The organism is Pseudarthrobacter sp. MOO14 (genome assembly GCF_058267675.1).
Genome location: NZ_CM177849.1, coordinates 4054828 through 4074761, shown reverse-complemented (window position 1 = coordinate 4074761; position 19934 = coordinate 4054828). Strand labels below are relative to the sequence as shown.

The 19934-nt window shown below is 63.9% G+C and carries 12 protein-coding genes and 3 rRNA genes; 3 read left to right on the top strand and 12 right to left on the bottom strand.

The genetic code is table 11. The features are described 5' to 3' along the window. Positions 1–9: 9 nt before the first annotated feature. Together AC4EEV_RS18755 and AC4EEV_RS18750 are read right to left on the bottom strand one after the other, a co-directional pair. Entirely contained in the window at positions 10–999 is a 990-nt protein-coding gene (locus tag AC4EEV_RS18755; protein ID WP_018763497.1) for an HAD-IIA family hydrolase, read from the bottom strand. A gap of 6 nt (positions 1000–1005) precedes the next feature. Further along, positions 1006–1869, bottom strand: coding sequence for a hypothetical protein (locus tag AC4EEV_RS18750; protein ID WP_491329705.1), 864 nt, complete (start codon positions 1867–1869; stop codon positions 1006–1008). On the opposite strand from AC4EEV_RS18750, the gene AC4EEV_RS18745 reads away from it, so the two are divergent. Next, positions 1834–2730: a hypothetical protein gene (locus AC4EEV_RS18745; RefSeq protein ID WP_491329704.1), complete on the top strand. Its 897-nt coding sequence runs from the start codon at positions 1834–1836 to the stop codon at positions 2728–2730. The two genes, AC4EEV_RS18750 and AC4EEV_RS18745, sit on opposite strands and share 36 nt — an antisense overlap. Positions 2731–3287: 557 nt before the next feature. On the opposite strand, the gene rrf is transcribed toward AC4EEV_RS18745, so the two are convergent. The 6 genes from rrf to AC4EEV_RS18715 form a co-directional block, all read right to left on the bottom strand. Then, positions 3288–3404: ribosomal RNA gene (gene rrf / locus AC4EEV_RS18740) — 5S ribosomal RNA — on the bottom strand. A gap of 166 nt (positions 3405–3570) precedes the next feature. Further along, positions 3571–6699, bottom strand: a 23S ribosomal RNA gene (locus AC4EEV_RS18735). Positions 6700–7228: 529 nt separating this feature from the next. After that, positions 7229–8753: ribosomal RNA gene (locus AC4EEV_RS18730) — 16S ribosomal RNA — on the bottom strand. Together the 16S, 23S and 5S rRNA genes form the textbook arrangement of a ribosomal RNA operon. 495 nt (positions 8754–9248) lie before the next feature. Next, complete coding sequence (gene tyrS / locus AC4EEV_RS18725) at positions 9249–10562, bottom strand: tyrosine--tRNA ligase (RefSeq protein ID WP_491329703.1); 1314 nt, start codon at positions 10560–10562, stop codon at positions 9249–9251. Positions 10563–10596: 34 nt separating this feature from the next. Then, the gene (locus AC4EEV_RS18720) at positions 10597–12825 is read right to left on the bottom strand and encodes a HelD family protein (protein WP_491329702.1); all 2229 of its coding nucleotides are present in this window, start codon (positions 12823–12825) and stop codon (positions 10597–10599) included. Between the two features lie 51 nt (positions 12826–12876). Continuing rightward, positions 12877–13569: a DNA-3-methyladenine glycosylase gene (locus AC4EEV_RS18715; protein WP_133832565.1), complete on the bottom strand. Its 693-nt coding sequence runs from the start codon at positions 13567–13569 to the stop codon at positions 12877–12879. Between the two features lie 118 nt (positions 13570–13687). Here AC4EEV_RS18715 and AC4EEV_RS18710 point away from each other — a divergent pair, with 118 nt between their 5' ends. Beyond that, positions 13688–15163, top strand: a complete 1476-nt coding sequence (locus AC4EEV_RS18710; protein WP_491329701.1) for an AlkA N-terminal domain-containing protein — start codon at positions 13688–13690, stop codon at positions 15161–15163. Then, a complete protein-coding gene (locus tag AC4EEV_RS18705) occupies positions 15160–15654 on the top strand; it encodes a methylated-DNA--[protein]-cysteine S-methyltransferase (protein WP_133832567.1) in 495 nt (164 codons plus the stop codon). Before AC4EEV_RS18710 ends, AC4EEV_RS18705 begins: the two co-directional genes overlap by 4 nt. A gap of 2 nt (positions 15655–15656) precedes the next feature. Here the strand turns inward: AC4EEV_RS18705 and AC4EEV_RS18700 are convergent, their stop codons facing one another. The 4 genes from AC4EEV_RS18700 to AC4EEV_RS18685 form a co-directional block, all read right to left on the bottom strand. Continuing rightward, a complete protein-coding gene (locus AC4EEV_RS18700) occupies positions 15657–16394 on the bottom strand; it encodes a maleylpyruvate isomerase family mycothiol-dependent enzyme (protein WP_133832568.1) in 738 nt (245 codons plus the stop codon). A 36-nt stretch (positions 16395–16430) separates the two neighbouring features. Next, positions 16431–16979, bottom strand: coding sequence for a pyridoxine/pyridoxamine 5'-phosphate oxidase (locus tag AC4EEV_RS18695; protein ID WP_109044874.1), 549 nt, complete (start codon positions 16977–16979; stop codon positions 16431–16433). Positions 16980–17204: 225 nt separating this feature from the next. Beyond that, positions 17205–18689: an argininosuccinate lyase gene (gene argH / locus AC4EEV_RS18690; RefSeq protein WP_491329700.1), complete on the bottom strand. Its 1485-nt coding sequence runs from the start codon at positions 18687–18689 to the stop codon at positions 17205–17207. 5 nt (positions 18690–18694) lie between these two features. After that, the gene (locus AC4EEV_RS18685) at positions 18695–19900 is read right to left on the bottom strand and encodes an argininosuccinate synthase (protein WP_018763590.1); all 1206 of its coding nucleotides are present in this window, start codon (positions 19898–19900) and stop codon (positions 18695–18697) included. Between the last annotated feature and the right edge of the window lie 34 nt (positions 19901–19934).

Sequence of the window (19934 nt, the reverse complement as noted above, 5' to 3'; positions counted from 1 at the left end):
GGAACCATCCTAGTGATCCATCCACACCAGCTTGGGCGCCTGCGGGGCGGATGCGTCCGGGGTCGCAGCCCACCAGGCGGCACATGCTGCCCGCCAGGAATCAAGGTCTTCCTTGCTGCCAATGATGCCCACCGCGCCGTTGGCCACGCGTGCCGTCGCCTGGCCGCATGCGTACGTGCCGTCGTCGTGCGTCACGTCCGGGTACGGACGGTGCAGCCCGGCAAGGTCTTCGATGATGTAGTCGGGCCGTTCCGCGGACCGCGCCGCGAGGATGCTTTCCCGGGTGTCGACGCCGGTCAGGACGGCGACCGTGGCAAAGCCTGCGTTGTTGCCGCCCAGGATGTCCGTGTCCAGCCGGTCGCCCACGACCAAGGGACGCTCGGCACCGAGGCGCTTGGCGGCGGAGTGGAACAGCGGCGCCTCGGGTTTGCCGGCGACTTTGGGCTTCTGTCCGGTCGCCGCCGCGACGGCGGCCACCAGGGTCCCGTTCCCGGGTGCGATGCCGCGGGCCTGCGGAATGGACATGTCGGTGTTTGTTGCAACCCACAGGGCACCGGCAGACACCACATAGGTGGCTTCCGCCAGGTCCTTCCAGCCGATGGACGGGCTGAAGCCCTGCACCACGGCCACGGGTTCCTCGTCCTGGCTGCCAACCGGTACCAGGCCTGCCAGCTCTATTTCCCGGGCCAGCGCGGAACTGCCGGTGATCAGGACCCGTGAGCCGGCCGGGAGAAGCGAGGCCAGCAGGTCCGCCGCCGCTTGGGACGAGCTGACCACCTGGTTGTCCTCTGCCGGGGCACCAAGCTCGCGAAGGTGCCCGGCCACCTCCGCCGGGGAGCGGGAGGCGTTGTTCGTTACGTAGCCCAGCCCGATGCCCAGCCCGGAGAGCTGCTTCAGCGCATCGACGGCTCCCGGGATGGCGTGCGGGCCGGCGTAGACCACGCCGTCCAGGTCTGCGAGGAGTGCGTCGAAGCGGGAAACCAGGGAAGCGTCACTCATCCGGTGTCAGTCCTCCCGGCGTTCGTCGGAGTGCTGGGCGCTGTCTGCCCCGTCTTCGTGGCTTTGTTCCGAGGCGTCGGTAACAAGCTCGTCCTCTTCCACCGAGTCCGGGTCGGATTCGGCGTCGTCGGAGACGAAGTAGTCGGCGTCCTGGTCGTCGAGGTTGCTGTCCTGGACCGTCTTGGCCGCGGTGGCGCGACCAGCCTGGGCGCTTTCCGAGGAAGGAGCGGCGGCGTCTTCGGTTTCGGAGCCCCGTGCTTCCGGGGACGCGGACGCACGCTCCAGCAGCTTCCGGCGTTCGGCTTCTTCCCGGGCTTCTTCCTCTTCGTCCCAGCCGAGGTCGATGATTTCGGGTTCTTCATCGACGCCCTGGCCGAGGGCGTCTTCGGCAACGACGGCCTGCCTGCTCCACTTTTCCGACTCTGCCTGGCGGCCAACCGCGGCGAGGGCGTCGGCGTAGGCGCGGAACAGCCGCGGGCTGTAGGAGAATGCGCGGTTGATGTCCAGCTGCTGGATCTCGAGCTCGGCTACAGCGGCATCCAGCTGGCCCAGGTCGGTCCGGGCGCCGGCCGCCACGATGGCCAATTCCACCTTGCCGGGTGCGTCAAGGTCCTGGGCTTCCTCGGAACGGGCAACATCCAGCGCCCTGTCCGGACGTCCCAGGCCGCGTTCGCAGTCGGCCATGACAGGAAGGTGGACGTTGGAGCCGCTGATCCGGCGGAACGTACGGAATTCGCGGAGCGCCTCGCCGTAATGCCCGGCGGCGTAGGCGGTCAGGCCCACCGCTTCACGGACGGCCGCGAGCCGTCCACCACGCCGGCTCGCGGCGAGGGCATGCTGGAACGCCAGCTCAGGTTCGTCATCGATCAACCGGCCGGCCATCACCAAGTGGCGGGCCACCCACTCAGCGCTCTTCGGCTCGAGGGTCTTGATCTGGTGGTGGGTGGCGCGGTCCAGTTCCTTGCCCGTGACGTCCTCATCGATTTCGGGCGAACGTTCGCGGTCCGGCCGGTTGGCGCTGCGGAGATCGGCTGCGTTCGGCACACGAACGGGGCGCTCCTCCTGGCGGTCACGGCCGAAGCCGCGGGGACCCGAGCCGCCCCGCCCGGAGTCTGCACGGGAATCTCCACGATCGAAACTGCGGGGCGCGCGGTCCTGGCGGTCCCCGAACGGCTTGCGGTTCTCGCCGCCACTGAATCCGCGGCGGTCACCCTCACCATCACGACGGGGACGGTCACCAAACGGCTTACGATCACGGTCGCCGAACGGCTTACGATCACGGTCGCCGAACGGCTTACGATCACGATCACCAAACGGCTTACGATCACGATCACCACCGCCGATGAATCCGCGACGATCCCCTTCACCGTCACGGCGCGGACGATCACCAAACGGCTTACGATCACGTTCACCGAACGGCTTACGGTCACGGTCACCGAACGGCTTACGGTCACGGTCACCACCGCCGCTGAATCCACGACGATCCCCCTCGCCATCACGACGCGGACGATCACCAAACGGCTTACGATCACGATCACCACCGCCGCTGAATCCACGACGATCCCCTTCACCGTCACGACGCGGACGATCACCAAACGGCTTACGATCACGATCACCGCCACCGCTGAATCCGCGACGATCCCCTTCACCGTCACGGCGCGGACGATCACCAAACGGCTTACTATCACGATCCCCGCCACCTGCAGAACCGCCACGGGGGTCACGGTCTGACCTGGAGCGGAACCCGCGCGGGTCCCCGCCGGAATTGTTGTTGCCTCGGAAGGCCCCCCGGTCATTGCCGCGGTTGCCACCGTTGTGCTCGGCCATTTGGATTCCTCCTGTTATGAGCCGACCACTGGCGCAACTGCAGCCGCTCGTTTTGTTTCCTACGCAACCCGAAATCAACCGCTTCGAAGTCCGTGTATCTTCATCAATTCTAGTGGAGACGCCAAATCCCCCGGGACGGCGAAAGCCTTGACGGCCGAATCGTGGCGATCTTCACAGATGAGGCCTGGCTCGTGCTCCGAACGCCCGCTCACATCCTGCAGCCTCAACCCGAACGCCCGTTCAGATCCTGCAGCTCCAACCCCGACGCCCGCTCACTTCCTGCAGCTCCAACCCCAACGCCCGCTCACTTCCTGCAGCTTCTCCCCCAACGCCCGCTCAGATGTGAGCGGGGGTTGCGGGGTTACGTGTCGGGTGTGAGTGGGCGTGGTGGTGGTGGGTGGTGGTGTTTTTAAATGTGGGAGGCCCCAACCGTGTTGGTTGGGGCCTCGACCAATGTGTGTGTCCGGCGGTGTCCTACTCTCCCACACCCTCCCGGGTGCAGTACCATCGGCGCTGTGGGTCTTAGCTTCCGGGTTCGGAATGGGACCGGGCGTTTCCCCCACGCTATGACCGCCGTAACCTTGTTACCCGTCCCAACCCTGGGGTTGGTGGGAAGACTGTGTGGTTACAACATGTGTGGTGTTGTTATTCAGTTGTTGGTTCCGTGCCGTATCAACCCCCGGTGTTGGGGGTTGTTGGTTGGGAACCACATAGTGGACGCAAGCAGAATTTGTATGTATCTGTGTGGTGTAAGTTGTTGGCCTATTAGTACCGGTCAGCTTCACGAGTCGTTAGTCCTCGCTTCCACATCCGGCCTATCAACCCAGTGGTCTGGCTGGGGGCCTCTCACACATAAAGTGTATGGAAATCTCATCTTGAAGCGAGCTTCCCGCTTAGATGCTTTCAGCGGTTATCCCATCCGAACGTAGCTAATCAGCGGTGCACTTGGCAGTACAACTGACACACCAGAGGTTCGTCCGTCCCGGTCCTCTCGTACTAAGGACAGCCCTTCTCAAATTTCCTGCGCGCGCAGCGGATAGGGACCGAACTGTCTCACGACGTTCTAAACCCAGCTCGCGTACCGCTTTAATGGGCGAACAGCCCAACCCTTGGGACCTACTCCAGCCCCAGGATGCGACGAGCCGACATCGAGGTGCCAAACCATGCCGTCGATATGGACTCTTGGGCAAGATCAGCCTGTTATCCCCGAGGTACCTTTTATCCGTTGAGCGACGGCCATTCCACAATGTACCGCCGGATCACTAGTCCCGACTTTCGTCCCTGCTCGAGATGTCTCTCTCACAGTCAAGCTCCCTTGTGCACTTACACTCGACACCTGATTGCCAACCAGGCTGAGGGAACCTTTGGGCGCCTCCGTTACTTTTTAGGAGGCAACCGCCCCAGTTAAACTACCCATCAGGCACTGTCCCTGACCCGGATTACGGGCCGAAGTTAGATGTCCAAAGTGACCAGAGTGGTATTTCAACGATGACTCCACCCGAACTGGCGTCCGGGCTTCAACGTCTCCCACCTATCCTACACAAGCCACTCCGAACACCAATACCAAACTATAGTAAAGGTCTCGGGGTCTTTCCGTCCTGCTGCGCGTAACGAGCATCTTTACTCGTACTGCAATTTCGCCGAGTTTATGGTTGAGACAGCGGGGAAGTCGTTACTCCATTCGTGCAGGTCGGAACTTACCCGACAAGGAATTTCGCTACCTTAGGATGGTTATAGTTACCACCGCCGTTTACTGGGGCTTAAATTCTCAGCTTCGCCGTGAGGCTAACCGGTCCTCTTAACCTTCCAGCACCGGGCAGGAGTCAGTCCGTATACATCGTCTTGCGACTTCGCACGGACCTGTGTTTTTAGTAAACAGTCGCTTCCCCCTGGTCTCTGCGGCCCCGATCCCCTCCACACCGCGAAGGTGTATCAAGGTTGGGGCCCCCCTTCTCCCGAAGTTACGGGGGCATTTTGCCGAGTTCCTTAACCATAATTCTCTCGATCGCCTTAGTATTCTCTACCTGATCACCTGTGTCGGTTTGGGGTACGGGCGGCTAAAACCTCGCGTCGATGCTTTTCTCGGCAGCATAGGATCACCAAATCCCCCCAAACGGGGGTCCCATCAGATCTCAGGCACCATGAGTGGCGGATTTGCCTACCACTCGCCCTACATCCTTAGACCGGGACAACCATCGCCCGGCTCGGCTACCTTCCTGCGTCACACCTGTTAATACGCTTGCCTCCCAGGATCAGGTCCCGCGCTCCACCAAAACCCACAACACCACAAGGGTGAGCGGGCAGGTCTCGGGCGGTTAGTATCCCCTGTTCAACATGGACGGTTTTTCGCCGGTACGGGAATATCAACCCGTTGTCCATCGACTACGCCTGTCGGCCTCGCCTTAGGTCCCGACTTACCCAGGGCAGATTAGCTTGACCCTGGAACCCTTGATCATTCGGCGGACGGGTTTCTCACCCGTCTTTCGCTACTCATGCCTGCATTCTCACTCGTGTAGGCTCCACCGCTGGTTTACACCGCGACTTCACCGCCCACACGACGCTCCCCTACCCATCCAAACACCTGAACCACGAAGGCTTAGTAAATGTTTGAATGCCACAACTTCGGCGGTGTACTTGAGCCCCGCTACATTGTCGGCGCGGAATCACTTGACCAGTGAGCTATTACGCACTCTTTTAAGGGTGGCTGCTTCTAAGCCAACCTCCTGGTTGTCTGGGCAACTCCACATCCTTTCCCACTTAGCACACGCTTAGGGGCCTTAGTTGGTGGTCTGGGCTGTTTCCCTCTCGACTATGAAGCTTATCCCCCACAGTCTCACTGCTGCGCTCTCACTTACCGGCATTCGGAGTTTGGCTGACGTCAGTAACCTTGTAGGGCCCATTAGCCATCCAGTAGCTCTACCTCCAGCAAGAAACACGCAACGCTGCACCTAAATGCATTTCGGGGAGAACCAGCTATCACGAAGTTTGATTGGCCTTTCACCCCTACCCACAGCTCATCCCCTCCATTTTCAACTGAAGTGGGTTCGGTCCTCCACGACGTCTTACCGTCGCTTCAACCTGGCCATGGGTAGATCACTTCGCTTCGGGTCTAGATCACGCCACTGCAACGCCCTATTCAGACTCGCTTTCGCTACGGCTGCCCCACACGGGTTAACCTCGCGACGTAACACTAACTCGCAGGCTCATTCTTCAAAAGGCACGCCGTCACCAGAATCAGACTGGCTCCGACGGATTGTAAGCACACGGTTTCAGGTACTGTTTCACTCCCCTCCCGGGGTACTTTTCACCTTTCCCTCACGGTACTGGTCCGCTATCGGTCATTAGGGAGTATTTAGGCTTATCAGGTGGTCCTGACAGATTCGCACGGGATTTCTCGGGCCCCGTACTACTTGGGATACTCTCACAGGCGGCACAAACACATTACGGTTACGGGACTAACACCCTCTCTGGCCGGCCTTTCAAAACCGTTCACCTATGCGCGCACATCACACCCCACCAGCCCGGCAGAACTGGTATGGAAAGTCCCACAACCCCGACCATGCAACGCCCGCCGGCTATCACACATGGAACGGTTTAGCCTGATCCGCGTTCGCTCGCCACTACTAACGGAATCACTATTGTTTTCTCTTCCTGCGGGTACTGAGATGTTTCACTTCCCCGCGTTCCCCCCACGCACCCTATGTGTTCAGGTACGGGTCACCAAGTCACTCGCGCGCTTGGCGGGGTTTCCCCATTCGGACACCCTGGGATCACAGTCCGGTTATCGACTCCCCCAGGCTTATCGCAGATTCCTACGTCCTTCTTCGGCTCCTAATGCCAAGGCATCCACCGTGTGCTCTTAAAAACTTGACCACAAAGATCAAAAAAATTTCTCGAGAGAACCACGGAAACCAACCACACCCCAACACCCACAAAGGGCATCAACAGCGCAGCCAGATCCAGGTTCATATTCTTGGAAATTGCTTCTTATACAAGATGCTCGCGTCCACTATGTAGTTCTCAAACAACAACCCCAAACCACACACCCCACACACCACGCCCGCAACAGCAGACGCACCCATGCATGATCGATGCAGCCAGGAAACCAGAAACAAACAAACCCACCAACAACCCCCACCCAAACAGGCAGGGGCCGTCCGTGGCCCTGTTGCCTCAGGACCCAACAGTGTGCCAAACACTAAACCGCGCCATCACCCACCCACCGTTCCAGAACCATCACTGGCTCGTACTAAGACAAGCAGAAAACACCACGACCGCTATTTGTTGATATTCCACCCTTGAGCACCCGCCACGAAACACTCGTCCGCGAAACGGGCCTTTACTCCTGACAACACCACCACCCCGCATACACGGGACAGCAACCGTTGTAGGTGCTCCTTAGAAAGGAGGTGATCCAGCCGCACCTTCCGGTACGGCTACCTTGTTACGACTTAGTCCCAATCGCCAGTCCCACCTTCGACAGCTCCCTCCCACAAGGGGTTAGGCCACCGGCTTCGGGTGTTACCAACTTTCGTGACTTGACGGGCGGTGTGTACAAGGCCCGGGAACGTATTCACCGCAGCGTTGCTGATCTGCGATTACTAGCGACTCCGACTTCATGGGGTCGAGTTGCAGACCCCAATCCGAACTGAGACCGGCTTTTTGGGATTAGCTCCACCTCACAGTATCGCAACCCTTTGTACCGGCCATTGTAGCATGCGTGAAGCCCAAGACATAAGGGGCATGATGATTTGACGTCGTCCCCACCTTCCTCCGAGTTGACCCCGGCAGTCTCCTATGAGTCCCCACCATCACGTGCTGGCAACATAGAACGAGGGTTGCGCTCGTTGCGGGACTTAACCCAACATCTCACGACACGAGCTGACGACAACCATGCACCACCTGTAAACCGACCACAAAGTGGGGCACCTGTTTCCAGGTATTACCGGTTCATGTCAAGCCTTGGTAAGGTTCTTCGCGTTGCATCGAATTAATCCGCATGCTCCGCCGCTTGTGCGGGCCCCCGTCAATTCCTTTGAGTTTTAGCCTTGCGGCCGTACTCCCCAGGCGGGGCACTTAATGCGTTAGCTACGGCGCGGAAAACGTGGAATGTCCCCCACACCTAGTGCCCAACGTTTACGGCATGGACTACCAGGGTATCTAATCCTGTTCGCTCCCCATGCTTTCGCTCCTCAGCGTCAGTTAATGCCCAGAGACCTGCCTTCGCCATCGGTGTTCCTCCTGATATCTGCGCATTTCACCGCTACACCAGGAATTCCAGTCTCCCCTACATCACTCTAGTCTGCCCGTACCCACCGCAGATCCGGAGTTGAGCCCCGGACTTTCACGGCAGACGCGACAAACCGCCTACGAGCTCTTTACGCCCAATAATTCCGGATAACGCTTGCGCCCTACGTATTACCGCGGCTGCTGGCACGTAGTTAGCCGGCGCTTCTTCTGCAGGTACCGTCACTTTCGCTTCTTCCCTACTGAAAGAGGTTTACAACCCGAAGGCCGTCATCCCTCACGCGGCGTCGCTGCATCAGGCTTCCGCCCATTGTGCAATATTCCCCACTGCTGCCTCCCGTAGGAGTCTGGGCCGTGTCTCAGTCCCAGTGTGGCCGGTCACCCTCTCAGGCCGGCTACCCGTCGTCGCCTTGGTAGGCCATTACCCCACCAACAAGCTGATAGGCCGCGAGTCCATCCAAAACCACAAAAGCTTTCCACCAACCACCATGCGATGGAAGGTCATATCCGGTATTAGACCCAGTTTCCCAGGCTTATCCCAGAGTCAAGGGCAGGTTACTCACGTGTTACTCACCCGTTCGCCACTAATCCCCAGTGCAAGCACCAGTTCATCGTTCGACTTGCATGTGTTAAGCACGCCGCCAGCGTTCATCCTGAGCCAGGATCAAACTCTCCGTTGAAGAAAAACAGACACAACCAAGCAGGTGGAAATAACACCACACCCGGCTGCACAAAATTTGAAACCAGCTGTAAAAACCAGACCACACCACGGGGGTGGCGGATCCAGTCAATTCAACCAATCCATAAAACAATTGGTATCAACAAACTTGGCACACTATTGAGTTCTCAAACAACAGACACATTCGAATATTCCCGGAAGAAATTCAGTAACTGAATTACATATTCCGTATTTCTTCGCTGCGATGTTTCGATCTTATTTCATTCATATTCACTTTTGCAAATCCGGTTATTTTCCCGGAATTCACTCGGTGGAATGAATCCGCCCAGCAGAATGGGAAGCAATTTCTCCAGTTCCACGCTGTGCGCGGTAAGAATTGCTTCTCATCAGTTGGGGGTTGTCGCCACTCAGCGGCGGCGACTCAAAAAACAATACACGCCCCCCGGCGGCCGTGCAAATCGGCTGCCGAGAGGCGTGCATCAAGCATCCGAAGGTGCTAGGGAACCAGCACCTCAACCGTGGCCAGGTTCTTCTTGCCCCTGCGCAGGAGCAAATACTGGCCATGCAGGAGTTCAGACTCGGAAATCACGGCCTCAGGATCCGAGACTTTCTCGTTGTTGACGTAGGCGCCGCCCTCCCCCACGGTTCTTCGGGCAGCCGACTTGCTTTCGGAAAGTCCGGACGCAACCAGGAGGTCGACGATTCCCATCCCGTCCACCTGCACCGTGGTGGTGGGAAGTTCGGAGGTTGCCGCCTGCAGGGTTGCCTTGTCCAGCGCGGCCAGGTCGCCGTTGCCAAAGAGCGCCGCCGAGGCGGCAATGACCTTCTCGGTGGCGTCGACGCCATGCACCAGCGAGGTGACCTCGAAAGCCAACTTCCGCTGGCCTTCCCTGGCAAAGGGACGCTCCGCCACCGAAACTGCGATCTCTTCGATCTCGGCCCGCGTCAGGAAGGTGAAGACCTTGAGCCGGTCCACGACGTCGGCATCGGACGTGTTGAGCCAGAACTGGTAGAACGCATACGGGCTGCACATGCCGGCATCGAGCCAAATGGCGTTGCCCTCGCTCTTGCCGAACTTGGTTCCATCGGAGTTGGTGATCAAGGGAGTGCCGAGGGCGTGTACGCTCTTGCCCTCCACCTTGCGGATCAGCTCCGTACCGCTGGTGAGGTTGCCCCACTGGTCGGAGCCGCCGGTCTGCAGTACGCAGCCGTAGTCGCGGTAGAGCTGGAGGTAGTCCATGCCCTGCAGGATCTGGTAGCTGAATTCGGTGTAGCTGATGCCTTCATCGGAGTTCAGCCGGGAGGCCACAGCGTCCTTGCGCAGCATGGTGCCCACCCGGAAGTGCTTGCCCACTTCACGCAGGAAGTCGATGGCGCTCAACGGCGCCGTCCAGTCCAGGTTGTTCACGATCCTTGCAGCGTTGTCCCCTTCAAAGCTGAGGAAGCGGCTGACTTGGGCCTGGAGGTAGCCGACCCACTCCGCAACCGTGTCCTTGGTGTTCAAGGTGCGCTCCGCCGTCGGACGGGGATCGCCGATCATGCCGGTGGAACCGCCAACCAGCCCCAGCGGTTTATGCCCGGCCAGCTGGAGCCGCCGCATGACCAGCAGCTGGACCAGGTTGCCCAGGTGCAGGCTCGGCGCGGTGGGGTCGAAGCCGCAATAGTAGGTGACCGGCCCATTGGCGAGGAGCTGCTCCAGCTCTGCTTCGTCCGTGGAGACATGGACCAGCCCACGCCACTTCAGTTCCTGCCAAATGTTGGCGAAAGTGGGGTCGTTGCGCTGCGGTTCGAGGTTGTTCAGTTCAGGCACGCTTCCTAAGTTAGCAGTAACGCCGGGACCCCGGTCAGCCGGCTATTCCGGCCGGTACCGGTTCTGCGGCAATCAACCGCAGCCGCTGCGTGGCGCGGGTCATGGCAACGTAGAGATCCCCCACCTTGCCGTGCTCGTGGTTGAGCATGAGAGAAGGTTCCAGCACCACCACACCGTCGAACTCCAGTCCCTTCGCCTCACGCGGGCTGATTACCACGATGTCCTGTTCGTAGCTTCCCGCGCCGGTACCGATCCGCCGGCCGTAGGCCGCACGCAGGGCGGAAGTTGCCTGGGGCAGGAGGTCACCGTCGGCGATGACGGCGAGCAGGCCGCCGTCGAGCGCTCCCAACTCCTCCGGAAGGACCTCGAGGAGCCGGTCCACCACGCCGCCGGCAGCAACCTCATCGATGATGGGTGACCAGCGTCCTTCACGTACGGCCTTGGGAGCGGACACCACCAGGCCGGCGGCGTTGGCCATCCTGACCGCGGCCTCGGCGATCTGGGACGGCGTACGGTAATTGACCGTCAACTCTTCCAGCTGCCACCGGTCACCGAACATCGGGGCCAGTGCGCCCTGCCAGGAGTTGGCACCGGCCACGGAACTGGTCTGGGCGATGTCCCCCACGATGGTGAAGGACTTCAGCGGGCAGCGCCGGACCAGCAGCCGCCACTGCATGGGCGAGAGTTCCTGCGCCTCGTCCACCACGATGTGCCCGAATGCCCAGGTCCGGTCACTCGTGGCACGCTCGGCAGCGGTCTGCCGGGCGCCCTGCTCCTGGTTCTGTTCAGCAAGCTCCTCAGCGGACATCAGCGGGTCCACGCCGGCGGCCTGCATGTTGACCAGGGTCTGTTTTGCGTTGGCAAGGTCCCGGGCCCGGTCGTGCTCCTGCTGGGCCAGCCCCCGTCCGGCGGCCGGGTCCAGCTCGCCCAGCAGCTCGGCGGCCTCATCCAGCAGCGGCACGTCCGGCTCGGTCCACGGAGCGTCGGCGGGGCGCAGCAGCAGCGCCCGCTCCTCCGGTGTCATGTTGGGGGTGCAGAATTCCAGGATTTCCGGCTTGCTGAAGAGGTCCGAGATCAGCTTTTCCGGAGTCATCGGCATCCAGCACAAGTTCAGCGCAATCCGCACGTCCCGGGCAGTGCGCACATCCTCGGCCAGGTACGAGCGGTCCGCATTGTTCCCGATGCTCCCGGCCTCAACGAGTTCGGTCATCTCCTCGGTCAGCTCGCGCAGCAGGATCTTGACGAACGTCACCCGGGCCTCGTTGTACGGCTTCCCGGTGGCGCGTGCACGTTCCCGGGCACGACGGACCTGCCGGGGCGTCAAGGTCAGCTTGCGCCCGTCCACCTCGAGGATCCGGTTCCGGGCGGGGACACGCATCCGGTTGGACACGGCGTTGGCCACGATGGCGGCCATGTCCAGGCGCCCCTTGATGGCCGCCACGTCGGCGTTGGTTTCGGGCACGGCGTGGATGCCCGGCATCAAGCGGCCAACGCTGGCCATGACAACCCCCGTCTCGCCGAGCGAGGGCAGCACCCGTTCGATGTATTTCATGAACGACGACGACGGCCCCACCAGCAGGACGCCGGCGCTTTTGAGCCGGTCACGATGGGTGTAGAGCAGGTAGGCGGCGCGGTGCAGCGCCACGGCGGTCTTGCCCGTGCCGGGGCCGCCCTGGACCACCACGGCACCGGAGATCGAGGACCGGATGATGCGGTCCTGCTCGGACTGGATGGTGCTGACGATGTCCGACATCCGGCCGGTCCGCTTGGAGTTCAGGGCGGCAAGCAGGGCCCCTTCGCCCTGGAGCGATTCGGCGTCCGTCAGCATGCCTGCGTCAAGGACGTCGTCCTCGATGGCTTTGACGTCGCGGCCCTGCAGGATCAGGTGCCGGCGGCGCCGCACACCCTGCCGGTCGAAGGCGGTGGCCTGGTAGAAGTGGCCGGCCTCGGGTGCCCGCCAGTCCACCATCAACCGCTGCAGGTCCTCGGTGGTCAGCCCGATACGCCCGATGTACTGGGCCTCGCCGGAATCCAGGTCCAGCCGGCCGAACACCAGCCGGTCATCCACGGCGTCCAGCTGGGCCAGGCGGTCCTCATACAGTGCGGCGAACGCATCACGTTCGGAAACGTTCTGCATGGTGCCCACGGCTCCGGCACGGCGGACCTGCGCCAGTTGGCGGCGCTTTTCCTCACGGAGCTCCTCCAGCCGGGCATACAGGCCGGCAACATAGTCCCGTTCGTGGGCCAATTCGGCGTCGAGCATCAACGTTCCCCTATCGCGAAAGACAGACCGTCCATTCTACAACCATTTCGATTAACGCAGGCGAAACGTGCCGGCCCCGGGCGGCCCACCGGCCGCGGGCCTCCGGGTCCGCGGTTTGGCTGCCTTGTATTTGGAAACCGTGGGGTCGCCGGTGAGCCAGAACCGCCAGGCGTAGCGGTCCGATCCCCCGGCCCCGGCCACGCCCACCCGCGGACCGGAGCTGACGGGACCGGCCGGACCGGAGGGAAGCTCCAGCCCGAACGGCGGTGCCAGCGCATCCCGGCCGCTGTCCGCCGTCGTCATGCCCAGCGCCTTGGCCAGGCGGGCCGGGCCGCTGGCAAGGTCGGCGGGGGTTTTCGACGTCGGACGCCGGCGTTGCGCCACGTCCAGCCCGCCGACGATTTCCCCGGCCCGCAGCAGCAGGGCGGAAGCCACCCCGTCGGGTCCGCACACGATGTTGGTGCAGTGATGCATGCCGTAGGTGAAGTAGACGTAGAGGTGCCCGGCCGGACCGAACATCGGCGCGTTGCGGGGCGTCGGGCCGCGGTAGGTGTGCGAGCCGGGATCGGGATGCAGGGAGTCCTCCGGCCCAAGGTAGGCCTCCACCTCGGTCAACCGCACGGACACGGTGCCGTCCCGGGACTCGTGGGTCAGCACGGCGCCAAGCAGCAGCGGCGCGAGTTCCCGGGCGTCCCCGGACAGGAAATCCCGGAGCAGCCCGGTGGTTGAAGGGCTCTCATCCATTGCTCGACTGTACCCAGAAATCCGCTGTTCCCGCGGGAACCAACGGGCATCCGGCACCAACCGCGGCGATGTCCGATTTCCGCTAGTAGCAGTGGTGCGGGGCTGGCAGGATGGAGGCATGGACTTCTGGCAGCGCTACCGGGCAATCGATGCCCGCGACCCCCGGTTCGATGGCCAGTTCTTCACAGCCGTCCGCACCACCGGGATCTATTGCCGTCCCTCGTGCCCGGCCCGGACGCCAAAGGCATCGAACGTGACGTTCTACGAGACGTCCGCGGCCGCCCACGAGGCAGGGTACCGGGCCTGCAAACGTTGCCTGCCGGAGGCTGTCCCCGGGACACCGGCATGGAACGTGCGCCAAGACGTTGCCGGCCGGGCGATGCGCCTGATCAACGATGGCGTCATCAACCGGGACGGCGTGGCGGGTCTTGCTGCCCGGCTGGGTTACTCCGCCCGGCAGCTCAACCGCATCCTCGGCCAGGAACTGGGTGCCGGTCCTCTGTCGCTGGCCCGGGCGGCGAGGGCACAGACGGCACGCACCCTGTTGGTGTCCACGTCCATGAAGTTTGCGGATGTGGCCTTCGCAGCCGGTTTCAGCAGCATCCGGCAGTTCAACGACACCATTGCCGAAGTCTTCGACCTGACCCCCACGGCACTGCGGCGGACCACCCGGCATCCGGCAGCCGCCGGGGGCGCCACCGCCCTGACCCTGAGCCTGCCCTACCGGGCGCCCTTCGATACCGGTATTTTCTCCTTCCTGGCCGTGCGTGCCATTCCGGGAATCGAGGAGGGCACGCCCACCTCCTATGCCCGGACCCTCCGCCTCCCGCACGGCGACGCCCGGTTCCGGGTGGAGTACGACGACGCCGCGCGGGGGCGGCCGCTGACCCTCACCGTCGGCGCGGTGGACCTGCGCGACCTTCCGGCGCTGCTGAGCCGCGTGAGGCGGCTGTTCGACCTCGACGCGGACCCGGAAGCGATTGACGGCACGCTTGCTGCGGACCCCCGGCTGGCGGACTCCGTTTCAGCTGCCCCCGGGATGAGGCTGCCCGGGGCGCTGGACCCGCAGGAACTGTTGGTGCGGGCCATGGTGGGGCAGCAGATCACGGTGGCGGCCGCCCGGACCGCACTCACGCAACTGGCCGCCGCCGGCAGCCCCGCCAGCGACCCCGGCGGGGGCCTGGAACGGCTGTTTCCGACGCCGGCGCAGATCGCCGCAGCGGGGCATGTGCTGCGCGGACCCCGGCGAAGGATCGAATCGCTGCTGAACGCGGCGGATGCGATGGCCGGCGGGCGGCTCGAATTCGGGTACGGCGACGATGTGCCAAGCCTCACCGGGGCCCTGCTTCCCCTGCCGGGGGTGGGACCATGGACGGTGGGATACGTGGCAATGCGCGTCCTGGGCGCCCCGGACATCTTCCTCGCCAACGACGCCGCCGTCCGGAACGGCATCCGCGCCCTCGGCACCGGAGGCCACACCCTCACACCGGACTTCCGGGAAACCAGCCCCTGGCGTTCCTACGCCACCATGCACTTGTGGCGCGCCGCGGCACGGCCCGCCACTCCATCCACCCCCGCGAAAGGGATGCCATGAAAGCCCAACTGCTGCAACTGTCCACCCCGGACGGTCCGTTTACCATCCTCGCCAGGGACGGCATGGTCCTGGCCTCGGGCTGGACGGCCGGCCTGCCGGAATTGATCGGGCAGGTCCACCCCGCGCTGCGTCCCGAGGACGTGGAGGAGGTGGCCGGCCTGGCGGGAATCTCGTCCGCCGTCGAGGCCTTCTACGACGGCGACCCGGCGCCCGCCATGGCCGTTCCGGTCCTGCAGCGGTCCGGGCCGTTCCGCGCGCACGCCTGGGATGTGCTGCGGGAGGTCAAACCGGGTTTCCCGGTGACGTACAGCGAGTACGCGGCCCTGGCAGGGAACCCCAAGGCAGTGCGGGCGGCGGCCAGTGCGTGCGCCTTCAACGCGGCGGCCCTTTTTGTCCCATGCCACCGGGTGATCCGGACTGACGGCTCTTTGGGCGGGTTCCGCTGGGGCCTGCCTATCAAGGAGAGCCTGCTGGCCCGCGAGGCCGCGTAGGGCTACTTGGGGTCCGGCATCGCCGAAGGCCAGGGCAGCAGCTCCGGAAGGTCCGTCCCGTCGCCGGCGGCGGTGGCGCGCAGGCTGTCCAGCGATGGCTGCCTGCCGGCGAGCCACGCGGCGATGTCAGTGACCATGCCGCTGACGACGACGGTGCTGCCGCCGGCGCCGAGTCCCATCGGCGGCAGGGCAACGGGCTGCAGGACCAGCCGGGTTCCCGTGGGAACCCGGGCGGCCAGGAAGTCGAAAAGGTGCGAGCAGAAGGCGCCGTTCCAGGTTTCGGGGCCCGTGCCGGCATCCAGGTCCGAGGTGTGGATGACAAGTTCGCGCCACAGCGCCAGGCCTGCGTCGTAGATGACTCCGTCGCGGAAGGCGATGGGCGTCTGCCACTCAGGACCGGTCAGAGCATCGAAGGCGGCCAGCGCCCGGTGGAGGGCTGCGGTGATGTCGGCGCGGTGCTGGCCGAGGCTGTGCCCCGCTGCAAGATCGATGGCACGGTTGCGTCCCTCTACGCCGCCGTCGTAGAGCGCCACTTTTTCGCCGCGGCGGCCGTGCTCCACCTGCCGGGCGAGGGCGTCGCAGATGCCGGCGATGTGGGCCAGCAGGTGGCCGCGGCTCCAGCCGGGAAGCGTTGACGGCGCCTTTTCGCCGCCGTCGGGAAGGCGGTCCAGGGCGGCGGCAAGCGCCTCGGCGGCCTTGTGCAGTTCAGCTTGGAGCGCCGCAGGGGAAGGTGAGGTCATGCGGTCAGCCTAGCGGAGGGCCCGGCGCGGCGGCGGCTATTCCAGCGGTGTTCCGTCCGGTCCAACGCGGTGCCGGACGTGCCGGCCGTCGGCGGCTGCCTGCCAGAACTCAATCTCGCGAGGCTGGAGTGCATAGAGCTGCCAGTTCGGGTTTTCGGTGCCGTCTGCGCGGGGCCGTTCGTGCCAGTCGAGGCTGGAGGCTTCGGCGGAGAGACCGGTCACCGTCCCGGCGAGCCGGACCTGGCGGCCCAGGCGTGGCCAGTAAAAGTTCATCGCAGCCCTCGGTTCCGCCGTGAGTTCCCTGCCCTTGCGGGAGGTGCGGGACGTGGCGAAGTGCCAGCCGTCGTCGTCGATGTTCTTCAGGATCAGCATCCGGGAGGAAGGCTGCGGGCCACCGCCGGACGCGGCATCCACCGTGGCGAGGCTGAACGCGTGCGGCTGCTGCTCCCCCGCGTCCAAGGCCTCGTCCAGCCATTGTTTGAAGAGCAAAGCCGGATCCTGCGGGGCACTGCCGGGATGGAAGGCGGGCAGGTCGGCCGGGAAATCGGGCAGCGTGCGAAGGAACTTCCGGAACGTTTCGCTCATGGACCCAGCCTAGCCACATGCGGGTTTCAGCAAGCCCAACCACCCACACCTACCCCCGACGCCCGCTCAGATATTGCAGTGGAACTACCAACGCCCGCTCACTTTCTGCCCTATAAAACGAAACGCCCGCTCACTTCCGTAAAGAAAGTGAGCGGGCGTTGGCCCAAAACCTGCAGGAAGTGAGCGGGCGTTCGCCCCAAAACCGGCAGGAAGTGAGCGGGCGTTTCAGCCGGCGTACGCCCGGACGTCCGCGAGTTCACCCTCCAGGGCGACAAGCTGGCGTTCGACGGCGGCCGGTGCCGTGCCGCCCTGGGAGTTGCGGCTGTTCAGCGAACCTTCCGTGGACAGGACCGTGCGGACCTCCGGCGTGAGGTGCTCCGAAATGGCGGCGTACTCCTCATCCGTCAGATCCCACAGCTCAACGCCGCGGGACTCGGCCTGCTTGACCGCGGCACCGGAGAGCTCGTGCGCCTCGCGGAACGGCACGCCCTGGCGGACCAGCCACTCGGCGATGTCCGTGGCCAGAGCGAAACCCTGCGGGGCCAGGGACTCCATCCGTTCCGTATTGAACTTTAGGGTGGCGATCATGCCGGAGACGGCCGGGAGCAACAGCTCCAGGGTGTCGGCGGCGTCAAACACCGGTTCCTTGTCCTCCTGCAGGTCGCGGTTGTACGCGAGCGGCAGGCCCTTAAGCGTGGCCAGCAGCCCGGTCAGGTTGCCGATCAGGCGCCCTGCCTTGCCGCGGGCCAGCTCTGCCACGTCCGGGTTCTTCTTCTGCGGCATGATCGAGGAGCCGGTGGAATAGGAATCGTGCAGGGTGACGAAGGAGAACTCCTTCGTGGCCCAGAAGATCACTTCCTCGGAGATCCGGGACAGGTCCACGCCGATCATCGAGCAAACCCAGGCGAACTCGGCGAAGACGTCGCGGGACGCGGTGCCGTCGATCGAGTTGTGCGTGGCCGAGTAGAACCCAAGGTCAGCCGCCACCGCTTCGGGGTCCAGCCCCAACGAGGAGCCGGCCAGCGCACCGGAGCCGTAGGGCGAGACCCCGGCCCGCTTGTCCCAGTCCTGGAGCCGCTGCACGTCGCGCAGCAGTGCCCAGGCGTGGGCCAGCAGGTGGTGGCTGAGCAGGACCGGCTGGGCGTGCTGCAGGTGGGTGCGGCCCGGCATGGCAACACCGTGGTGCGCCTTGGCCTGCTCCACCAGGGCATCCACTGTTGCCAGGACGCCCCGGGCAATGATCCGTGCATGGTCGCGCAGGAACATCCGGCCCAAAGTGGCCACCTGGTCGTTACGCGACCGGCCGGCGCGGAGCTTGCCGCCGAGCTGGGCACCGGCGCGCTCGATCAGGCCGCGTTCCAGCGAACCGTGCACGTCCTCGTCGGACTCGGCCGGAGTGTACGCGCCGGAGGCGACGTCCGCGTCCAGGCGGTCCAGGGCATCCAGCATTCCCGCCAGCTCGCCGTCGTCAAGCAGTCCGGCCTTGTGCAGCACGCGCGCGTGCGCCTTGGAGCCGGCTACGTCGTAACGGGCCAGGCGCCAGTCGAAGTGCGTGGACTTGCTCAGCGCCGCGAGGGCGTCCGCGGGGCCGCCGGCGAACCGGCCGCCCCACAACGCACCCGTGTTCGTCCCCGAGCGCACCCCAACCTCGCTGCGCTCGGCCGGGGACCCCTGCGCTCGTGGGCCCTGCTTGGAATTCTGCTCAGCCATCCGGGCTACTTTCCTGCGACGCGGATGTCGCGGCCGGAGGCAACCTTGGCGGACATGCCCCACAGCTCGATGAAGCCCTTGGCCTGGGACTGGTCGAAGGTGTCGCCGGTGTCGTAGGTGGCCAGCGAGAAGTCGTACAGCGAGGTGTCGGAGCGGCGGCCGTTGACGATGGCCTGGCCACCGTGGAGGGTCATGCGGATGTCGCCGGAGACGTACTTCTGGGTGTCCTCGATGAAGGCGTCCAGGGAGCGCTTGAGCGGGGAGAACCACTGTCCGTCGTAGACAAGTTCGGCCCAGCGCTGGCCAACGGTGGCCTTGAAGCGGGCCTGCTCGCGCTCGATGGTGATGTCCTCCAGGTGCTTGTGCGCGGTGATCAGCGCCATGGCACCGGGGGCCTCGTAGATTTCGCGGGACTTGATGCCCACCAGGCGGTCCTCGACGACGTCGATGCGGCCCACGCCCTGGGCACCGGCGCGGCGGTTGAGTTCCTTGATGGCCTGCAGCGGGGTGACCTTGACGCCGTCGATCGCGACGGGGACGCCTGCCTCGAAGGAGATGGTGACTTCATCCGGTGCCGGCGGGAACTCCGGGGTGGCGGTGTAGTCGTAGATGTCCTTGGTGGGGGCGTTCCAGATGTCCTCGAGGTAGCCGGTTTCCACGGCGCGGCCCCAGACGTTCTGGTCGATCGAGTACGGGTTCTTCTTGGTGGTCTCGATGGGCAGTCCCTTTTCCTCGGCGAAGGCGATGGCCTTGTCGCGGGTCAGGGCGAGGTCGCGGACCGGGGCGATGCACTTCAGGTCCGGGCCGAGGGTCTGGATGCCCACTTCGAAGCGGACCTGGTCGTTGCCCTTGCCGGTGCAGCCGTGGGCCACGGTGGTGGCGCCGAATTCGCGGGCGGCCTTCACCAGGTGCTTGACGATCACCGGGCGGGAAATGGCGGACACCAGCGGGTAGTGGCCCTGGTACAGGGCGTTGGCCTTCAGCGTGGGCACGCAGTATTCGTTGGCGAACTCGTCCGAGGCGTCTGCGACGTAGGCCTCGACGGCGCCGCAACCGAGGGCGCGCTGGCGGATGGTTTCCAGAGATTCGCCGCCCTGTCCGACGTCGACCGCCACGGCGATGACCTCGGCACCGGTGGCTTCACCGATCCAGCCGATGGCTACTGACGTGTCCAGGCCGCCGGAGTAGGCCAGCACAATGCGTTCAGTCACTTTAAATGCTCCTTGTTGGGGTTGGTTGATGTTC